This window comes from Burkholderia sp. BCC0398 (assembly GCF_902833245.1).
GTDB lineage: Bacteria > Pseudomonadota > Gammaproteobacteria > Burkholderiales > Burkholderiaceae > Burkholderia > Burkholderia sola.
Map to the genome: position 1 here is coordinate 201,691 of NZ_CADFEM010000002.1, position 17,774 is coordinate 219,464.

Sequence of the window (17,774 nt, forward strand, 5' to 3'; positions counted from 1 at the left end):
CCCGTCATCATAGCGGCTCGCGCGCCCCAATTACGCGTTTCCGCCCTGCCGGCGACGCCCGCCGGCCGCTTCGAACCAGCCCGCATGTTCACGCTTTCCGATTTCGATTTCAATCTGCCGCCCGAGCTGATTGCACAAACCGCGCTGCCCGATCGCACCGCGAGCCGCCTGCTCGAGGTGGATCGCACCGTCGAGCCCGCACGCCTCGTCGACCGCCATTTCGCCGAGCTGCCGGCGTGCATCGCGCCCGGCGACCTGCTCGTGTTCAACGATACCAAGGTGCTGAAGGCGCGTTTCTTCGGCCAGAAGGCCAGCGGCGGCAAGATCGAGGTACTGATCGAGCGCGTGACCGGCACGCACACGGCGCTCGCGCAGATCCGCGCGAGCAAGTCGCCGGGCGCCGGCACGACGCTGCGTCTGGCCGACGCGTTCGACGTGACGGTCGGCGAGCGCGTCGAGCCGTTCTTCACGCTGCACTTCCCCGCGCCGTGCCTGGACCTGATCGAACAGTACGGCCGCCTGCCGCTGCCGCCGTATATCGAGCACGATCCCGACGCGACCGACGAAACGCGCTACCAGACTGTCTACGCGAGCAATCCGGGCGCGGTCGCAGCGCCTACGGCCGGGCTGCATTTCGATCAGCCGCTGCTGGAGAAGCTCGACGCGATGGGCGTCGAGCGCGCGACGCTGACGCTGCACGTCGGCGCCGGCACGTTCCAGCCGGTGCGCGTCGACAACATCGCCGAGCACAAGATGCACAGCGAGTGGTACGACCTGCCGCAGTCGCTCGTCGACAGGATCGCCGCGACCCGCGCACGCGGCGGCAACGTGATCGCGGTCGGCACGACGTCGATGCGCGCGCTCGAAGCCGCGGCGCGCAGTGCCGACGAAGCGGGCCGCGCGCTCGCGGCGACGCAGGCCGAAACCGACATCTTCATCACGCCCGGCTACCGTTTCCGCGTGGTCGACCGGCTCGTCACGAATTTCCACCTGCCGAAATCGACGCTGCTGATGCTGGTGTCCGCGTTCGCGGGCGTCGAGACGATCCGCGCCGCGTACCGGCACGCGATCGCCGAACGCTACCGGTTCTTCAGCTACGGCGACGCGATGCTGCTCACGCGGCGCGACACGCCGGAGACGTCGGGCGCGTAAGCGCAGTCCGCAGCATGGGCTTGATGCGCACGACGGCCAGCGCGTCGCACGGCCACCGCGCCCTTTTTTGCGTTGCGTGCGCTACTCTGGCGCGCACCCGCTTTTTCCCGCCACCGGATTCCCGGCGGCGTTTCCAACATGCGCCGGGCTTGCGATCCGGAGTCAGCGCTTCAGCGCATACTCCGGTCCCATGCAGAGCTTTTTCCGGTAGCGAGGAGAACAACACGATGACCGAAGGTTCATCCCACGATACGCACGCCCCCGTGCAGGACCGCCCGGCCAACGGGCTCGAATTCGAATTGCTGACGACCGACGGCCACGCGCGCCGCGGCCGCGTGAAGCTCAATCACGGCACGGTCGAGACGCCCATCTTCATGCCGGTCGGCACGTACGGCACCGTGAAGGCGATCCAGCCGCGCGAGCTGCACGAGATCAAGGCCCAGATCATCCTCGGCAACACGTTCCACCTGTGGCTGCGCCCGGGCCTCGACACGATCGACGCGCACGGCGGCCTGCACGGCTTCATGGGCTGGAACAAGCCGATCCTGACCGACTCGGGCGGCTTCCAGGTGTTCTCGCTCGGCGACCTGCGCAAGATCACCGAGGACGGCGTCACGTTCGCGTCGCCGATCAACGGCGACAAGCTGTTCCTGTCGCCGGAAGTGTCGATGCAGATCCAGAAGGTGCTGAACTCGGACATCGTGATGCAGTTCGACGAATGCACGCCGTACGCGACCAACGGCGTGCCGACCACGCACAAGGAAGCGGCCGACTCGATGCGCATGTCGCTGCGCTGGGCGAAGCGCTCGCTCGACGAATTCGACCGGCTCGGCAACCCGAACGCGCTGTTCGGGATCGTCCAGGGCGGGATGTTCGAGGACCTGCGCGACGAATCGCTCGCGGGCCTCGCCGAACTCGGTTTCCACGGCCTCGCGATCGGCGGGCTGTCGGTGGGCGAGCCGAAGGAAGACATGATGCGCGTGCTGCGCCACGTGGGCCCGAAGCTGCCGGCCAACAAGCCGCACTACCTGATGGGCGTCGGCACGCCGGAGGACCTGGTCGAGGGCGTCGCGAACGGCATCGACATGTTCGACTGCGTGATGCCGACCCGCAACGCGCGCAACGGCTGGCTCTTCACGCGCTTCGGCGACGTGAAGATCCGCAACGCAACGCACAAGAATTCGCTGAAGCCGCTCGATTCGACCTGCTCGTGCTACACCTGCCAGAATTTCTCGCGCGGCTACCTGCATCACCTGCACCGGGTCGGCGAGATCCTCGGCGCACAGCTGAACACGATCCACAACCTGCACTACTACCTGCAGCTGATGAGCGAGATCCGCGACGCGATCGAGACGCATACGTTCGACGCATTCCGGCAGCGTTTCGCGGAGGATCGGGCCAGAGGGGTCGACTGACGGGCCGCCCCATAGGACACGACCTAAAATAAAGCCATATCCGATGGGACACGCACCAAAAAACCCGATCCAACCGCCGGACGGGGCCGCCAAACATTACAATTGCCTTTCCAGACAAGTCGCAACGGTATCGGATCATGCTTTAACAGCTTGATCCGCAAGCGCATTTGCTGCGCCGTTTGCGCATGGGGCCGGTGGTAGAATAACCGGCTTATTTTTCGATCTTCCCCTACGGAGAGACCAACGTGCCGTTCATTTCCAATGCCTTCGCGCAAGGTGCCGGTGGCGCCGAATCGAGCCTGATGAGCTTCCTGCCGCTCATCCTGATGTTCGCGGTGCTGTACTTCATCATGATTCGTCCGCAGATGAAGCGCCAGAAGGAACACCGCAACATGCTCGCGGCCATGGCGAAGGGCGACGAAGTCGTCACGAGCGGCGGCCTCGTCGGCAAGGTGACGAAGGTCACCGAAGGCTACATCGGCGTCGAAATCGCCGAAGGCACCGAAATCACCGTGCAGAAGGCTGCCGTCACGACCATTCTGCCGAAGGGCACGATCAAGTCGCTGTAAGGCTTACACCGAGCGTCCGGCTCCCCGCGACGTGCCCGCCTGAGAGAGCGGGCCGCCGCGGCGCCGGACGCGACGCTTTCACGCCAACCACCCGTTCGGCCCCCTCATGAATCGTTACCCACTCTGGAAATATGTCGTGATGGTCGTGGCGCTCGCCATCGGCCTTCTGTACACATTGCCCAACTTCTTCGGCGAAGCGCCGGCGGTGCAGGTGTCGAGCGGCAAGGCCACGGTCAAGCTCGACTCGACCACGCTGACCCAGGTCGAATCGGCGCTCGCGTCCGCGCAGATCAAGCCGGACGACATCACCTTCGAGAACACGGCGACCGGCGCGAACATCCGCGTGCGCCTGAAGGACACCGATACGCAGCTGCGCGTCAAGGACCTGCTGCAGAAATCGCTGAACACCGACCCGAACGATCCGCAGTACGTCGTCGCACTGAACCTGCAGAGCGCGTCGCCGCGCTGGCTGACCGCGCTACACGCGCTGCCGATGTATCTCGGCCTCGACCTGCGCGGCGGTGTGCACTTCCTGCTCCAGGTCGACATGACGGGCGCGCTCACGAAGAAGCTCGACTCCGACGCGTCCGACGCACGCACGCTGCTGCGCGACAAGAACATCCGCGACGGCGGCGTGAGCCGCGTCGAGCAGTCCGTGGTCGTCAACTTCAGCGACGCGCAGACGGCGGAAGACGCCCGCAAGGTGCTCGCCGCGTCGATCACCGAGCTGCAATGGGCGACCCAGCCCGGCGGCGGCGGCACGCAAGTCGTCGGCACGTTCACGCCGGCCGTGCAGAAGGCCGTCGAGGACGCCGCGCTCAAGCAGAACCTGACGACGCTCCACAACCGCGTGAACGAGCTCGGCGTGTCCGAGCCGATCCTGCAGCAGCAAGGCAGCGACCGCATCGTCGTCGAACTGCCGGGCGTGCAGGACACCGCGAAGGCGAAGGACATCATCGGCCGCACCGCGACGCTCGAGGCGCGCCTCGCCGACCCGATCAACACGCACCCGAACCCGAACGACCCCGTGCCGCCGGGCGAGGAGCTGTTCACGCAAGGCAACCAGGCGCCCGTGCTGCTGAAGAAGGACGTGATCTTCACCGGCGACCGCATCATCGACGCATCGGCCGGCTTCGACGAACACCAGCGTCCGTCGGTCAACATCCGCCTCGATTCCGCGGGTGGCCGCGCGGTGCGCACGGTGTCGCGCGAGAACATCGGCAAGCCGATGGCGATGGTGCTGTTCGAGAAGGGCAAGGGCGAAGTGCTGACGGTCGCGACGATCCAGTCCGAACTCGGCGACCGCTTCCAGATCACGGGCCAACCGACGCCGCAGGCCGCGGCCGACCTCGCGCTGCTACTGCGCGCCGGTTCGCTCGCCGCGCCGATGGACATCATCGAGGAACGCACGATCGGCCCGAGCCTCGGCGCGGACAACATCAAGATGGGCATCCACTCGGTGATCTGGGGCTTCTGCGCGATCGCCGTGTTCATGATCGCGTACTACATGCTGTTCGGCGTGGTGTCGGTGATCGGCCTGTCGGTGAACCTGCTGCTGCTCGTCGCCGTGCTGTCGCTGATGCAGGCGACGCTGACGCTGCCCGGTATCGCGGCCATCGCGCTCGCGCTCGGTATGGCGATCGACTCGAACGTGCTGATCAACGAGCGCGTGCGTGAAGAACTGCGCGCCGGCCAGCCGCCGCAGCTCGCGATCCAGGCCGGCTACGCGCATGCATGGGCGACGATTCTCGACTCGAACGTCACGACGCTGATCGCCGGCCTCGCGCTGCTCGCGTTCGGCTCGGGCCCGGTTCGCGCGTTCGCGATCGTGCACTGCCTCGGCATCCTGACGTCGATGTTCTCCGCGGTGTTCTTCTCGCGCGGGATCGTCAACCTCTGGTACGGCGGCCGCAAGAAACTGAAGTCGCTCGCGATCGGCCAGGTGTGGAAGCCGGAAGGCGCGGCGGCCGCCGCGTCGTTCACCGACGCGGACGAATCGACCGACACCGCGCGCGCCGCGAAGCTCGCCGCCCCGGCGAAGGGCAACGTGCCGCGCGCCGGCAAGCCGCAGTTGCGCAACCGCGCGCAGCAACGCGTGTCGCCGAAGAAACCGGGCTCGACCCAATAAGGCCCCGGAGACGAAGCCATGGAATTTTTCCGCATCCGTAAAGACATTCCGTTCATGCGGCACGCGCTGGTGTTCAACGTGATCTCGCTGGTCACGTTCCTCGCCGCCGTGTTCTTCCTGTTCCACCGCGGGCTGCACCTGTCCGTCGAATTCACTGGCGGGACGGTGATCGAGGTGCAGTACCAGCAGGCCGCGGAGCTCGAGCCCGTGCGCGCGACGCTCGGCAAGCTCGGCTACGCCGACGCGCAGGTGCAGAACTTCGGCACGTCGCGCAACGTGCTGATCCGCCTGCAGCTGAAGGAAGGCCTCACGTCCGCGCAGCAGAGCGACCAGGTGATGGGCGCGCTGAAGGCGCAGAGCCCGGACGTCACGCTGCAGCGCGTCGAGTTCGTCGGCCCGCAGGTCGGCCGCGAGCTCGCGACCGACGGGCTGCTCGCGCTCGCGTGCGTCGTGATCGGCATCGTGATCTACCTGTCGTTCCGCTTCGAATGGAAGTACGCGGTGGCGGGCATCATCGCCAACCTGCACGACGTCGTGATCATTCTCGGCTTCTTCGCGTTCTTCCAGTGGGAGTTCTCGCTGGCGGTGCTCGCGGCGATCCTCGCGGTGCTCGGCTACTCGGTCAACGAGTCGGTCGTCATCTTCGACCGGATCCGGGAAACGTTCCGCCGCGAACGCAAGATGAGCGTGCAGGAAGTGATCAACCACGCGATCACGACCACGATGTCGCGCACGATCATCACGCACACGTCGACGGAAATGATGGTGCTGTCGATGTTCTTCTTCGGCGGCCCGACGCTGCACTACTTCGCGCTCGCGCTGACGGTCGGCATCATGTTCGGCATCTACTCGTCGGTGTTCGTCGCGGGCTCGCTCGCGATGTGGCTCGGCATCAAGCGCGAAGACCTGATCAAGGACAAGAAGACCGCGCACGATCCGGACGATCCGAACGCGGGCGCGCAGGTTTGAGCGCCACGCCGTTTCGGCATCGAAGCAAAACCGGCCCGTTTGGGCCGGTTTTTTTATGGGCGGGCCGCCGCCATGCGGCACGCAAACGGCTCGATCGGCGCCGTCGCGAGCGTCGGCTACAATCGTCACCGCCCTGCCCCGCCGCATGCCGGCCGCGCGCGTGAACCGGGCAAGCCCCCTCGTCACCCGTCCGAACGTGCGGTTCCGATGATGCTTCCCATGCCTGTCGTTCGTCGCCTCATCGTCTGCGCAGCCGCCGCGGCCACGTTCCCGTATGCGCCGCTCGTCGGTGCGCAACCGGCATCCGCGCCGCCCGCCGCTTCGCTGCCTGCCGCTTCACCCGCCGCCGCTTCGGTGCCCGCCACCCAACCGCCGTCGCCCTGCCCGCCCGACTGGGAGCGGCAACTCTGCGAACTGAAGGCGGCCGTCGAAGTGCTGAAGCGGCAACACCTGACCGACGTCGACATCGGCGCGCTACTCGACGCCGCCACCCACGAAGGCATCAAGACGCTGCCGTACGCGCGCTTCTTCAACGCGAAGGAAGAGCAGGAACGGCGCGACGACGAGCGGCGCGCGCGCGACGGCACGCCGGGCATCGGGATCGTGTTCGAGACGCGGCCCGACGGGCTGCACATCATCGACGTGATTCCCGATGCGCCGGCCGAAAAGGCCGGCGTGCGGCCCGACGATCTCGTCGTCGCGATGAACGACAAGAGCGTCGTCGGCCTCGACGGCAGCGCGCTGACGAAGCTCACGAAGGGCGACGCGGGCGTGCCGCTGAAGCTCACGGTGCAGCGCGGCCCGACGCATGCGGTGCTGAGCTTCGCGCCCGTGCGCGCGATCGTCAAACCGCATCCGGCGACCGCGAAGCGGCTCGACGGCGACGTCCTGTACACGCGGCTGTCGAGCTTCCCGGAGCCGGCGGTCGGCGACTATATCGACGCGGTGCAGGCCGCGCGCCGCGCGGGCCCGCCGGTGAAACAGCTGATCCTCGACCTGCGCATCAACGGCGGCGGCGCGCTCAATGCGGCGATCGGCATCACCGCGCTGTTCGCGGGACGCGACCGCACCGCGATGGTGACGGTCGAGCGCGACGGCACGCACCGCCGCCGCTACACGACCAACTGGCCCGACTACGAACTGCCCGTCATGCGCGGGCAGGATCCGCTCGCGCCGCTGCAGGCCGACGACTGGTGGCGCACCGTGCCGCTCGTCGTGCTCGTCGACGGGCAGAGCGCGTCGGCCGCCGAAGCAACCGCGGCGGCGCTGAAGGATCTCGGCCGCGCGCAACTGCTCGGCATGCCGACCTACGGGAAAGGGCTCGCGCAGACGGGCGTCGACCTGATCGACGGCACGCGCCTGAATTTCACGTTCGCGCGCAACCTGCGGCCGAACGGCTGCCCGATGGATGGTTACGGCGTCGTACCGAACTGGCTCGTGCCGCCGCGCCAAGATGCGGACGTCGACGGCGTGTTGCTGTGGTATCGCGAAGTCGATCTCTCGCGCGCGCCGTACGCGGACCGGCAAGCGCCCGATCCGTTCGCGCAGGTGCGCAAGGCGCGGCAGAGGCGGCGCGACGAGCGCGTGCGCGCGAAGGTCGATACGGCAAGGAGCGCGGCGCTGCCGCAGCGCGCCTTCGGCACGGCCGCCGACTGGCAGCTCCGGCAGGCGCTCAATGCGCTCGCCGGCCGCCCGGTGCGGACCATCGCCGCGCCCGCGCAATTGATGCCGGCGCAGCCGGTATGCGAGCGCGGCGACAACTGACGCGCCGCCCGCCCCGTTTCACCGAAACCCGAACCGCCGCCGCAGCACGACCAGCGCCGCGAGGCTCAGCACGGCCGCGAACATCAGGTAGAAGCTCGGCGCGGTCTTCATCCCCGTCTCGCGGATCAGCCACGCGATGATGAACGGCCCGAAGCCGCCGAAGATCGTCACCGCGACGTTGTACGCGAGCGACATCCCGGTCGTGCGCGTCTGCACCGGGAACACTTCGGACAACAGCCCCGGCAGCGCCGCGAAGTAGCCGGTCATCAGGAACGCGAGCAGCACCTGCAGCGCGATCAGCGTGCCGAAGCCCGGATGCGCGACGAGATACGCGAACGCCGGGTAGATCAGCATGAGAATGCCGACGGCCGGCGCGATCATCACGCGCACGCGGCCGTAACGATCCGACCAGTGGCCGACGAGCGGCGCGAACGCCATCTGGATCACGCCGACGACGAGAATCGCCGCAAATGCGGCGGACGGCGCGAGGCCGAGCTGCTTCACGCCGTAGGTCGGCATGAACAGCACGAGATAGGTCGCGACGGTGCCGAGCACGACCACGCCCATCGCGGCCACGAGACGCGCCTTGTGCGTCGCGAACGTATCGCGCAGCGGGTTCGCGGTGCCTTCGGCCGCGAGGAATTCGGGCGTCTCGTCGACCTTGGTGCGGATGTAGTACGCGACCGGCCCGAGCAACAGACCGAAGAAGAACGGCACGCGCCAGCCCCACGACGCCATCTGGTCGGCCGTGAGTTGCGCGTTCAGCACGGTGCCAAAGCCCGCGGCGAGCAGCGTCGTGAGCCCCTGGCTCGCGACCTGCCAACTCGCGAAGAAGCCGCGCCGGCCCGGCACGTGCTCGGCGAGGAACGCGGTCGCGCTGCCGAACTCGCCGCCGGCCGAGAAGCCCTGCATCAGCCGCGCGGCGACGAGGATCAGCGGCGCGGCGACGCCGATCGTCCCGTAGGTCGGCAGCACCGCGATGATCAGCGTGCCGGCCATCATCAGCAGGATCGACAGCGTGAGCGCGGCCTTGCGGCCCGCGCGGTCGGCATACGCGCCGAGCACGATCGCGCCGAGCGGGCGCATGAAGAACGACACGCCGAACGTGCCGAGCGTGAGCAGCAGCGACACGGTGTCGCTGCCGGCCGGGAAGAACAGCTTCGAGATCGTCACCGCGAAAAAGCCGTAGACGACGAGATCGAACCACTCGAGCGCGTTGCCGATCGATGCGGCGACCACCGCGCGCCACACGCGCGGCGACGAGGCAATGGAGCTGGACTGCGTGACGGCATGCATCGGCGATCTCCTTGTCGTTGTACGTTCTGTTCGGGGCGGCCGCCGTCGCGCCGTCGGCCTGCCCGGCGCTGCGCGATCCGCTTGGCCACATGCGGCGCTCGGGCGATTATAGGCGCGCAAAAAAAACCGCCGCGCCCCGGTAACGGGAGCGCGGCGGTTGGCCCGCGGCGGCCGGCGCGACGGCCGGCCTCGCCGGCAAATCTTACTGCTGCTTGACCGCTTCGGCCGTGATCAGCAGCTTCGTCTTCATCTTGAAGCCGTACTGCTTGCCGTAGTCGAGGCCGAAATCGTCGCGGCTGAATTCGCCGACCGCGTCGACGCCGCACACTTCACGCTTGAGCATCGGGTGCGGCATGCACTTGAACGAATCGATCTTCAGCGTCAGCGGCTTCGTGACGCCATGCAGCGTCAGGTTGCCGACCACCGACACCGGCTTGTCGCCGTCGAACTTGATCGTGCCCTTGTAGTTCGCCTGCGGGAACTTCGCCGCATCGAAGAATTCGGCCGTCTGCAGGTGCTCGTCGAGCTTCGCGCTGCCCGTGTGGATCGACGCGATGTCGGTCGTCACGTCGACCGTGCCGGTCTTCGCCGCGCGATCGAGCGTCACGGTGCCGCTCGACTTGTCGAACTTGCCGCGCCAGACCGACAGGCCGCCGAAGTGGTCAGCCTCGAAGCTCGGGTACGTGTGGCTCGGGTCGAACTGGTAGGTCGCGCTTTCGGCGAAGGCCGAGAACGACAGCGAAGCGGCCAGCGCGCCGGCGGCGATGATCAGATGCTTTTTCAAACTTTTTCTCCTGGGAACGGCGCCGCGCCCTCGCGCGGCATTCAGTTGACGCGGCAACCCGCCGCTTACTTCGTGGCAACGAGATGGAACTTGATCTGCACTTCGTCCGCGACGATCGACGTGTCCTTCCACTCGCCGGTGCCGACGTTGAAGGCCGAACGCTTGATCGGCAGTACGCCGTCGAACGTCTGCGTCGCGCCGTTCTGCGCGACCGTGACGGGCACCGTGACGGTCTCGGCCTTGCCCTTGATCGTCAGCTTGCCGGTCACGTTGTACTTGTTGCCGCCGGCCGGCGCGATCGCCGACGACACGAAGGTCGCCTGCGGATAGGTCTTCGCGTCGAACCAGTCCTTGCCGGCGACCTGGTCGTTGTACATCTTGTCGCCGAGGTCGAAGCTCGCGACGTCGATCGTCATTTGCGCGCTGCCCTGCGCCGCTTTCGCCGGGTCGAACTTCACCTGCGCGGAAAACTTCTTGAACGCGCCTTCGGTCGGCACGTTCATCTGCTTCGACACGGCGGACACCTTGCTCTTCGCGAGATCGACGTCGGCGTGCGCCGCGCCCGACGCGACAAGCGCCGCCGCGGCGAACGCGGTCAGCATGGAGCGGGAGAAAGACACTTTCATGGGATCCTTCATTTGGCAAAGGGAAGCATGCGCGACAACAGGCCGTCGCGGTCCAACAGCTGGTGCTTGAGCGCCGCGAGCACGTGCATCGCGACGAGCGCAAGCAGAATGTAATTCAAAGAGACGTGCAGCGTCTTGAAGGTTTCCTTGAGCACCGGATCGGGGTCGATCAGGCGCGGCAGCGGCACGATGCCGAGATAGACGACCGGGATGTTCGACGCCGAGCTATACAGGTAGCCGGTCACCGGGATCGCGATCATCAGCACGTACAACAGCATGTGCACGCCGTGCGACGCCGCGCGCTGCCACGCCGGCGTGTTGCCCGGCAGCGGCGGCGGCACGTGGGTCGCCCGCCACAGCATGCGCACGACGGCCAGCGCGAACACCGTCACGCCGATCCACTTGTGCCACGAGAAATACTTCAGCTTGGTCGGCGTGAAGCCGGGGATGTCCGTCATCACCCAGCCGAGCGCGAAGCCGCAGACGATCAGCAGCGCGATCAGCCAGTGCAGTGCGATCGCGGTGTGCGCGTAGCGTGCCGGCACGGCCGGCGGCGATTTCGATGCCATCTTGGGTTCCTCAGTTCAGCGAACGGCTGCGCCGGTCAATTCGTCCGACGCACGTCAAGGGCGCCATGCTACCGCAACCTTTTGACGCGCGCGGACTCTGAGGACAGGCGCGCCAGCCGGCTGACGGCTTCCCGCCATGTTACCGACCGGTCACGAAACTCACGATCCTTGACCCACCGAAAAAGCCCTTTTGGTAAGATTGGCGCGGGTTCCGGCCCCGTCGACGCGTTCCCCCGGCCGTCGCGACACCGCCTTTTCCATGCAACGATACGACCTGATTGCCTGCCACGAATGCGACGCACTGTTGCATAAACCGCGCCTCGCCGGCCGCGAGATCGCGCGCTGTCCGCGCTGCGACGCGCTGCTCTATCGCAACAGCACCACGCAGATCGAGCGCATCACCGCGCTGGCGGTCGCGGCGCTCGTCACGTTCATCATCGCGCAGACGTTCCCGATCCTCGAAATGGACCTGAACGGCACGCGCGTACAGACGACGCTGATCGGCGCGATCGACACGCTGTGGCATCAGGACATGGCGATCGTCGGCGTGATGGTGTTCTGCTCGACCGTGCTGTTCCCGCTCGTCGAGATGGCCGCGCTGCTTTACGTGCTGCTGCCGCTCCGCCGCGGCGTCGTGCCGCCCGGCCTCAACCTCGTGCTGCGCACGATCCAGTTCGTGCGGCCGTGGGGGATGATCGAGGTGTTCATGCTCGGCATCGTGGTCACGATCGTGAAGATGGTGAGCCTCGCGCGCGTCGTGCCCGACGCGGCGCTGTTCGCGTTCGGCGCGCTCACGCTGATGACCGCCGTCGTGCTGATGTTCGACCCGCGCACGGTGTGGGACATCGCCGACGACCTGCGCGCCGGCCGCACGCCCGGGCGGCCCGACCCCGCCGCGCCGCTGCCGGACGCGCCCCGCCGATGACGCGCCCCACGCCGACCGCCGCCCGCGAGGGCTATGCCAGCTGCCACGCGTGCGGGCTCGTGCAGACGATCGACCAGCCGCACGCGCATTGCGCGCGCTGCGGCAGCGCGCTGCACGTGCGCACACCGAACAGCATCATGCGCACGTGGGCGCTGCTGCTCGCAGCCGCGATCCTCTACATTCCGGCGAACCTGCTGCCGATCATGCGCACGTCGTCGATCGTCGGGTCGCAGCAGGACACGATCATGAGCGGCGTCATCTATTTCTGGACGTCCGGGGACTGGCCGCTCGCCGTCGTCGTGTTCGTCGCCAGCATCCTCGTGCCGATGCTCAAGCTCGGCGTGCTGACGATCCTCGTCACCAGCGCGCAGCGCCGCGCCGCGTGGCGGCCGCTGCAGCGCACGCGCCTCTACCGGATCGTCGAGCGCATCGGCCGCTGGTCGATGCTCGACATCTTCGTCGTGACGCTGACCGTCGCGCTCGTCCATTTCCGTTCGCTCGCCGTCATCACGGCCGGCCCCGGCGCGCTCGCGTTCGGCTCGGTCGTGATCCTGACGATGCTCGCGTCGATGCAGTTCGATCCCCGCCTGATCTGGGATCCAGTCGAAACCTCAGGGAATCACCATGAATAGTCCACAAGGCCCGCAGCACGACGCGCCCCGGCCGCCCGATCCGACGATCTCGACGAAAAGCGGCTGGCTGCCGTCGCTCGTCTGGCTCGTGCCGCTGATCGCCGCGCTGATCGGCATCGGCCTCGTGATCAAGTCCGTGCGCGAGCGCGGCCCGGAAATCACGATCAGCTTCCACAGCGCCGAAGGGCTCGAGCCGGGCAAGACCCAGGTCAAGTACAAGGACGTCGAGATCGGCACGGTCAAGACGATCAAGCTGTCGAAAGACCTGTCGCGCGTGCTGGTCCAGGTGCAGCTCAAGAAGGAGGCCGAGGATTTCGCGGTCAAGGGCTCGCGCTTCTGGATCGTGCGGCCGCGCGTCGGTGCGACCGGCGTGTCGGGGCTCGGCACGCTGCTGTCCGGCGCGTACATCGGCGTCGACGCGGGTCACGGCCAGGACACGCTGACCGACTTCACCGGCCTCGAGACGCCCCCCGCCGTCACGGGCGACCAGAAAGGCACGCAGTACGTGCTGCGCGGCGATTCGCTCGGCTCGGTCGACATCGGCTCGCCGGTCTACTACCGCCGCGTGCAGGTCGGCCAGGTGGTCGGCTTCTCGCTCGACAAGGACGGCACCGGCGTGACGTTCAACGTGTTCGTCAATGCGCCGTACGACCAGTACGTCGGGCTGAACACGCGCTGGTGGCAGGCGAGCGGCGTCGATCTGCGGCTCGATTCGAGCGGCCTGAAGCTGAACACGCAGTCGCTCGCGACCGTGATCCTCGGCGGCATCGCGTTCCAGACGCCGCCGAACCAGGGCACCGGCACGACCGCGCCGAACAACACGACGTTCCGTCTCGGCTCCGACGAGGGCGACGCGATGCGCGACCCGGACGGCCAGCCGCTGCAGGTCGTGATGAACTTCAACCAGTCGCTGCGCGGGCTCGCCGTCGGCGCGCCGGTCGATTTCCGCGGCATCGTGCTCGGCGAAGTGACGAACATCGGCATCGACTTCGATCCGAAGACGAAGAACTTCCTGATGCCGGTGACGATCAACGTGTATCCGGAACGCCTCGGCCGTCGCTTCCGCGAGACGATCGAGAGCAAGGGCGAACCGGCGCGGCGCGAGATCGTCGAGCGGCTCGTCCAGCACGGGCTGCGCGGCCAGCTGCGCACCGGCAACCTGCTGACGAGCCAGCTGTACGTCGCACTCGACTTCTTCCCGAAGGCGCCGGCCGTGAAGATCGACACGGCCCGCCAGCCGCTCGAGCTGCCGACCGTGCCGAACACGCTCGACGAGTTGCAGCTGCAGGTCGCCGACATCGCGAAGAAGCTCGACAAGGTGCCGTTCGACCAGATCGGCGCGAACCTGAACAGCGCGCTGTCGAACGCCGACAAGCTGTTCAAGCAGCTCGACACGCAGGTCGCGCCGGAAGCGCGCGACACGCTGTCGGCCGCGAAGCAGACCTTCTCGACCGCCGAAGCGACGCTGCAGCAGGATTCGCCGCTGCAGTCCGACGTGCGCGGCGCGCTGAAGGAGCTCACGCGCACGCTGCAATCGCTGAACGCGCTCGCCGATTATCTGGAGCGCCACCCCGAATCGCTGCTCAAGGGCAAGCCAGGAGATAAACAATGACGACACGCGTGAACGGTTTCGCGAGCGGCGCGGCGGCAGTCTTCGCCGCACTCGCGCTCGCCGCGTGCAGCTCGCCGCCCGCGCGGTTCTACACGCTCAGCCCGGCCGACGCCGCGGCGCCGCTGCGCACCGCACCGGCCAACCCGGCGTTCCTGATCGAGGTGCCGTCGGTCGGCGTGCCCGAGCAGGTCGCGAAGAGCCAGCTGGTCGTGCAGAAGAACGCCGCGCAGGTCGACGTGCTCGAGCAGGAACGCTGGGCGTCGCCGCCCGCCGACGAGATCCGCCGCGCGCTGTCGGACGATCTGGCCGCGCAGCTGGGCACGATCGACGTCGCGAATTCCGCGTATCCGGCCGGCGTGCCCGTGTACCGCATCAGCGTGAACGTGCAGCGCTTCGAGTCGTGGCCGGGCAAGCGCGCGGCGATCGACGCCGTCTGGAGCGTGCGCTCGCTGGCCTCGCAGGCCGTGATGACCTGCCGCACGAGCGTCGCGGAACCGGTCGCGGACGGCTACGACGCGCTCGTCGCCGGCCACCGGCGCGCGCTCGACGTGATTGCCGCGCAGGCCGCGGACGCCGTGCGCGCGATGGCCGCCCGCCGCGGCGCGGCGGCCGCGCCCGGCGGCAAGACGGCCGCCGCGCCGGTCGTGCCGTGCCCGGCCAACCCGACGGCCGGCGGCGACGCCGGCGCGACGGGCAAGTCCGGCGCATAAGCGAACGCGACGGCGCGCAGGCGGACGTTCGACACGGCGTTCGCGTGCGCGGTGTCGAATCGCGCGGCGCATCCAGTCGCACACGCGGAAAGCCGAACGCGGGCAGCACGCCGCCGCAGCCGGCCTCGCGCACCGCGCGCATCGGCCGGACGGCCATGACATTCTTTGTCAAAAGCCGCCGGAACCCGCGCCATGCAATGCGGTCGGCTTGCGTTTTCCGGCCCGATTGACGATCCTACGCACTTTCAGGCTCGCGCCGTTCGTCGTGCGCGCCAGTCAGCGGCGCCGGGCCGCGTTCGACCCGACCGCCGTGCCTCCCGGCGCCCGCACGCGAACCGCGTGCACCGCGGCGGGGCAGCCGCATCGCGGGTTGCCGCGCATCGTCCGGCCACCGGCCCCGTCTTACCCGTTCTCACCGGCGCCGCGCCGTTTCCCCGGCCGGCATCCCGAACCCGCCCGTCCCGGGCTTTCGCTATTCCGTTTATGTTTCGTTCCCTGACGACCCTGATCAAGAAGTGGCGCGCGTCGCGCAATGCCGGTCACCAGCTCGATGCGCTGCTCGCCAATGCCGATGCCGACGCGTCGTACGCCGAGCGCAGCGAATGGCTGATCGAGCTCGCGCACTGGCTGCGCCGCAACGGCACCGTGCAGGACGCGCCGGCCGAGCGCGACGCCGACACCCGCGCGTATCCGGCCCATGCGCGGCTGCGCTACCTGTTCCACGTACTCGATCGCAACCCCGCGTGGAAAGCCCACGCGGCGCGCATCCTGCGCGGCATCCTGCGCGAGTGCGACGGCATCTCGCTGCTGTGCGATGCCGGCATGCCCGTGCATTCGGGCTTCTTCGGCGCGCTGTTCGAGCGGATCGACTCGTCGCTGATCCCGCCCGCGCCGAACCGCCGCGAGCTGTCGGCGCTGTTCACGCTGATGTTCCCGACGCCCGAGGACGCGAAATGGATCGACGCGCTGCCCGACGACCTGCTCGCGCGCATCGCCGAGCTGATCTCGTTCGACGTCACCGACGAAGAGCGCCACGAGCCCGGCTCGTTCTCGCGCGACCTGCTGGCCGCGCTGCACAACCTGACCTGCCAGATCAGCTCGACCGGCCTGTCGCAGACGGTGCGCAGCCGGCTATCCGACGACGACGCGCGCAAGCCGCTGGAACGCCAGCCGCTCGAATCGCAGCCGTTCTACCGCCTCACGCGGGCGATGCTCGCGGTCGAGACCGCGCACGCGGCCGTCGAGGACGGCGGCGACCCGAGCAAGCTGCTGCACGAGGTGAACTACCTGCGCGTGCTGCTCGACGAATGCCGGATCGCCGTCGACGACGTGTTCGCGCACCTGTACCGCAACGGCGTGTCGGTCGACATCGTGTTCCAGGTCGAGCGGATGCGCATGCGCATCCTGCGCGCGGAAATGCTGCTCAACGCGTGGATGGCGCGCGACGACCTGCGCGGGATGGCGCACCTGACCGCCGAACTCGTCGACGCGAACCAGAGCAGCCAGAGCGTCGCGCATCTGGTGCGCAGCAACTTCTCGCTGTTCGCGCGCAAGCTCGTCGAGACCAACGCGGACACCGGCGAGCACTACATTTCGCGCGGCCGCGCCGAGTACCTGAAGATGCTGCGGATGGCCGCGGGCGGCGGCCTCGTCACCGTCGCGACCGTGTGCGTGAAGTTCGCGATCACGGGCGCGCACCTGCAGTCGATGCTCGAAGGGCTGCTCGCGGGCGTCAACTACGCGGCCAGCTTCATGCTGATGCACTTCCTGCACTTCACGCTCGCGACCAAGCAGCCCGCGATGACCGCGCCGACGCTCGCGCGCGAGCTCGACGACACCGGCCACGACGAAGGCGTGAAGGCGTTCGTCGGGTCGGTGATCGCGCTGATCCGCACGCAGGCGGCCGCGATTTCCGGCAACGTGCTCGTCGTGCTGCCGGTGTGCCTGCTCGTGCAGTTGTTCGCAAGCAACGTGCTGCACGCGAACCTGATCTCGCCGGAGAAGGCGCACGCGACGCTGCACTCGTTCTCGCTGCTGGGCCCGACGCCGTTCTATGCGGCGCTCACCGGCGTGCTGCTGTGGGCGTCGAGCCTGCTCGCGGGCTGGGCCGACAACTGGTTCGTGCTGCATCGGGTCGGCGACGCGCTCACGTACAACCGCCGGCTGCGCCTGACACTCGGCGCGGCCGGCGCCGCGAAGCTCGCGCACTTCTGCCGGTCGAACGTCGCGGGCGTGGTCGCGAACGTCGGCCTCGGCCTGATGCTCGGCCTCGTCCCGGCGATCGTCACCGTGTTCATGTTCCCGTTCGAGGTGCGGCACGTGACGCTGTCGGCCGGCTCGATCGGGGTCGCGCTCGGCGTGCTGGGCAAGGGTGCGCTCGGCACGCCCGAGCTGTGGTGGGCCGGCGCGGGCGTGCTGAGCATGGCGATCCTCAACGTGCTCGTGAGCTTCGCGCTCGCGTTCACGATGGCCGTGCGCTCGCGCAGCCTGCGCCCGACCAAGGTGCGCGCGCTCGTCGCCGCGATCGTCCGCACGGTGCTGTCGAATCCGCTCGCGCTGCTCTGGCCGGCGGCCCACCCCGCCGCGCGCGCCGGCCAGCCGGGCGCGCACTGAGCTGCGGCGG

At 68.1% G+C, this 17,774-nt stretch carries 15 protein-coding genes; 11 read left to right on the forward strand and 4 right to left on the reverse strand.

Translation table 11 applies throughout. The features are described from left to right. Positions 1-84 precede the first annotated feature (84 nt). The 6 genes from queA (at position 85) to HWX76_RS04790 (ending at position 7,997) form a co-directional block, all read left to right on the forward strand. Positions 85-1,152: a tRNA preQ1(34) S-adenosylmethionine ribosyltransferase-isomerase QueA gene (gene queA / locus HWX76_RS04765; protein ID WP_089488177.1), complete on the forward strand. Its 1,068-nt coding sequence runs from the start codon at positions 85-87 to the stop codon at positions 1,150-1,152. 227 nt (positions 1,153-1,379) lie between these two features. After that, complete coding sequence (tgt, locus tag HWX76_RS04770) at positions 1,380-2,567, forward strand: tRNA guanosine(34) transglycosylase Tgt (protein WP_124630595.1); 1,188 nt, start codon at positions 1,380-1,382, stop codon at positions 2,565-2,567. Positions 2,568-2,812: 245 nt separating this feature from the next. Then, positions 2,813-3,136 (forward strand): preprotein translocase subunit YajC, encoded by a 324-nt coding sequence (yajC, locus tag HWX76_RS04775; RefSeq protein ID WP_006476868.1) that lies wholly within the window; start codon positions 2,813-2,815, stop codon positions 3,134-3,136. A 106-nt stretch (positions 3,137-3,242) separates the two neighbouring features. Beyond that, positions 3,243-5,264, forward strand: coding sequence for a protein translocase subunit SecD (gene secD / locus HWX76_RS04780; RefSeq protein ID WP_050011792.1), 2,022 nt, complete (start codon positions 3,243-3,245; stop codon positions 5,262-5,264). Positions 5,265-5,282: 18 nt separating this feature from the next. Beyond that, positions 5,283-6,233 carry a protein translocase subunit SecF gene (secF, locus tag HWX76_RS04785; protein ID WP_050011793.1) on the forward strand — a complete coding sequence of 317 codons (951 nt, stop codon included), beginning with the start codon at positions 5,283-5,285 and terminating at the stop codon, positions 6,231-6,233. Between the two features lie 219 nt (positions 6,234-6,452). Further along, positions 6,453-7,997 carry a S41 family peptidase gene (locus tag HWX76_RS04790; RefSeq protein WP_244137944.1) on the forward strand — a complete coding sequence of 515 codons (1,545 nt, stop codon included), beginning with the start codon at positions 6,453-6,455 and terminating at the stop codon, positions 7,995-7,997. An 18-nt stretch (positions 7,998-8,015) separates the two neighbouring features. On the opposite strand, the gene HWX76_RS04795 is transcribed toward HWX76_RS04790, so the two are convergent. From HWX76_RS04795 to HWX76_RS04810, 4 genes are all read right to left on the reverse strand, one after another. Continuing rightward, positions 8,016-9,293: an MFS transporter gene (locus HWX76_RS04795; protein WP_176015567.1), complete on the reverse strand. Its 1,278-nt coding sequence runs from the start codon at positions 9,291-9,293 to the stop codon at positions 8,016-8,018. Positions 9,294-9,495: 202 nt separating this feature from the next. Beyond that, complete coding sequence (locus tag HWX76_RS04800; RefSeq protein ID WP_006476873.1) at positions 9,496-10,077, reverse strand: YceI family protein; 582 nt, start codon at positions 10,075-10,077, stop codon at positions 9,496-9,498. A gap of 65 nt (positions 10,078-10,142) precedes the next feature. Next, complete coding sequence (locus tag HWX76_RS04805; protein ID WP_006482463.1) at positions 10,143-10,703, reverse strand: YceI family protein; 561 nt, start codon at positions 10,701-10,703, stop codon at positions 10,143-10,145. Between the two features lie 8 nt (positions 10,704-10,711). After that, entirely contained in the window at positions 10,712-11,272 is a 561-nt protein-coding gene (locus HWX76_RS04810) for a cytochrome b (RefSeq protein WP_124630593.1), read from the reverse strand. A gap of 259 nt (positions 11,273-11,531) precedes the next feature. Between HWX76_RS04810 and HWX76_RS04815 the strand changes: the two genes are divergently transcribed. The 5 genes from HWX76_RS04815 (at position 11,532) to HWX76_RS04835 (ending at position 17,764) form a co-directional block, all read left to right on the forward strand. Next, positions 11,532-12,197 carry a paraquat-inducible protein A gene (locus tag HWX76_RS04815; RefSeq protein WP_050011797.1) on the forward strand — a complete coding sequence of 222 codons (666 nt, stop codon included), beginning with the start codon at positions 11,532-11,534 and terminating at the stop codon, positions 12,195-12,197. After that, a complete protein-coding gene (locus HWX76_RS04820) occupies positions 12,194-12,829 on the forward strand; it encodes a paraquat-inducible protein A (protein WP_050011798.1) in 636 nt (211 codons plus the stop codon). Before HWX76_RS04815 ends, HWX76_RS04820 begins: the two co-directional genes overlap by 4 nt. After that, entirely contained in the window at positions 12,822-14,441 is a 1,620-nt protein-coding gene (locus HWX76_RS04825; protein WP_050011799.1) for an MlaD family protein, read from the forward strand. The genes HWX76_RS04820 and HWX76_RS04825 overlap by 8 nt, the downstream gene beginning before the upstream one ends. Then, the gene (locus HWX76_RS04830) at positions 14,438-15,151 is read left to right on the forward strand and encodes a PqiC family protein (RefSeq protein WP_050011800.1); all 714 of its coding nucleotides are present in this window, start codon (positions 14,438-14,440) and stop codon (positions 15,149-15,151) included. The genes HWX76_RS04825 and HWX76_RS04830 overlap by 4 nt, the downstream gene beginning before the upstream one ends. Positions 15,152-15,634: 483 nt before the next feature. Then, positions 15,635-17,764 carry a site-specific recombinase gene (locus tag HWX76_RS04835; protein WP_089488174.1) on the forward strand — a complete coding sequence of 710 codons (2,130 nt, stop codon included), beginning with the start codon at positions 15,635-15,637 and terminating at the stop codon, positions 17,762-17,764. The last annotated feature ends 10 nt before the right edge of the window (positions 17,765-17,774 follow it).

What these genes read in the sequence shown, in the direction of transcription:
- HWX76_RS04795 (WP_176015567.1), bottom strand. Translation starts at nt 9,293, where the DNA reads ATGCATGCCGTCACGCAGTCCAGCTCCATTGCCTCGTCGCCGCGCGTG.
- HWX76_RS04815 (WP_050011797.1), top strand. Translation starts at nt 11,532, where the DNA reads ATGCAACGATACGACCTGATTGCCTGCCACGAATGCGACGCACTGTTG.
- HWX76_RS04805 (WP_006482463.1), bottom strand. Translation starts at nt 10,703, where the DNA reads ATGAAAGTGTCTTTCTCCCGCTCCATGCTGACCGCGTTCGCCGCGGCG.
- queA (WP_089488177.1), top strand. Translation starts at nt 85, where the DNA reads ATGTTCACGCTTTCCGATTTCGATTTCAATCTGCCGCCCGAGCTGATT.
- HWX76_RS04810 (WP_124630593.1), bottom strand. Translation starts at nt 11,272, where the DNA reads ATGGCATCGAAATCGCCGCCGGCCGTGCCGGCACGCTACGCGCACACC.
- secD (WP_050011792.1), top strand. Translation starts at nt 3,243, where the DNA reads ATGAATCGTTACCCACTCTGGAAATATGTCGTGATGGTCGTGGCGCTC.
- secF (WP_050011793.1), top strand. Translation starts at nt 5,283, where the DNA reads ATGGAATTTTTCCGCATCCGTAAAGACATTCCGTTCATGCGGCACGCG.
- HWX76_RS04830 (WP_050011800.1), top strand. Translation starts at nt 14,438, where the DNA reads ATGACGACACGCGTGAACGGTTTCGCGAGCGGCGCGGCGGCAGTCTTC.
- tgt (WP_124630595.1), top strand. Translation starts at nt 1,380, where the DNA reads ATGACCGAAGGTTCATCCCACGATACGCACGCCCCCGTGCAGGACCGC.
- HWX76_RS04790 (WP_244137944.1), top strand. Translation starts at nt 6,453, where the DNA reads ATGCCTGTCGTTCGTCGCCTCATCGTCTGCGCAGCCGCCGCGGCCACG.
- HWX76_RS04820 (WP_050011798.1), top strand. Translation starts at nt 12,194, where the DNA reads ATGACGCGCCCCACGCCGACCGCCGCCCGCGAGGGCTATGCCAGCTGC.
- HWX76_RS04825 (WP_050011799.1), top strand. Translation starts at nt 12,822, where the DNA reads ATGAATAGTCCACAAGGCCCGCAGCACGACGCGCCCCGGCCGCCCGAT.
- HWX76_RS04835 (WP_089488174.1), top strand. Translation starts at nt 15,635, where the DNA reads ATGTTTCGTTCCCTGACGACCCTGATCAAGAAGTGGCGCGCGTCGCGC.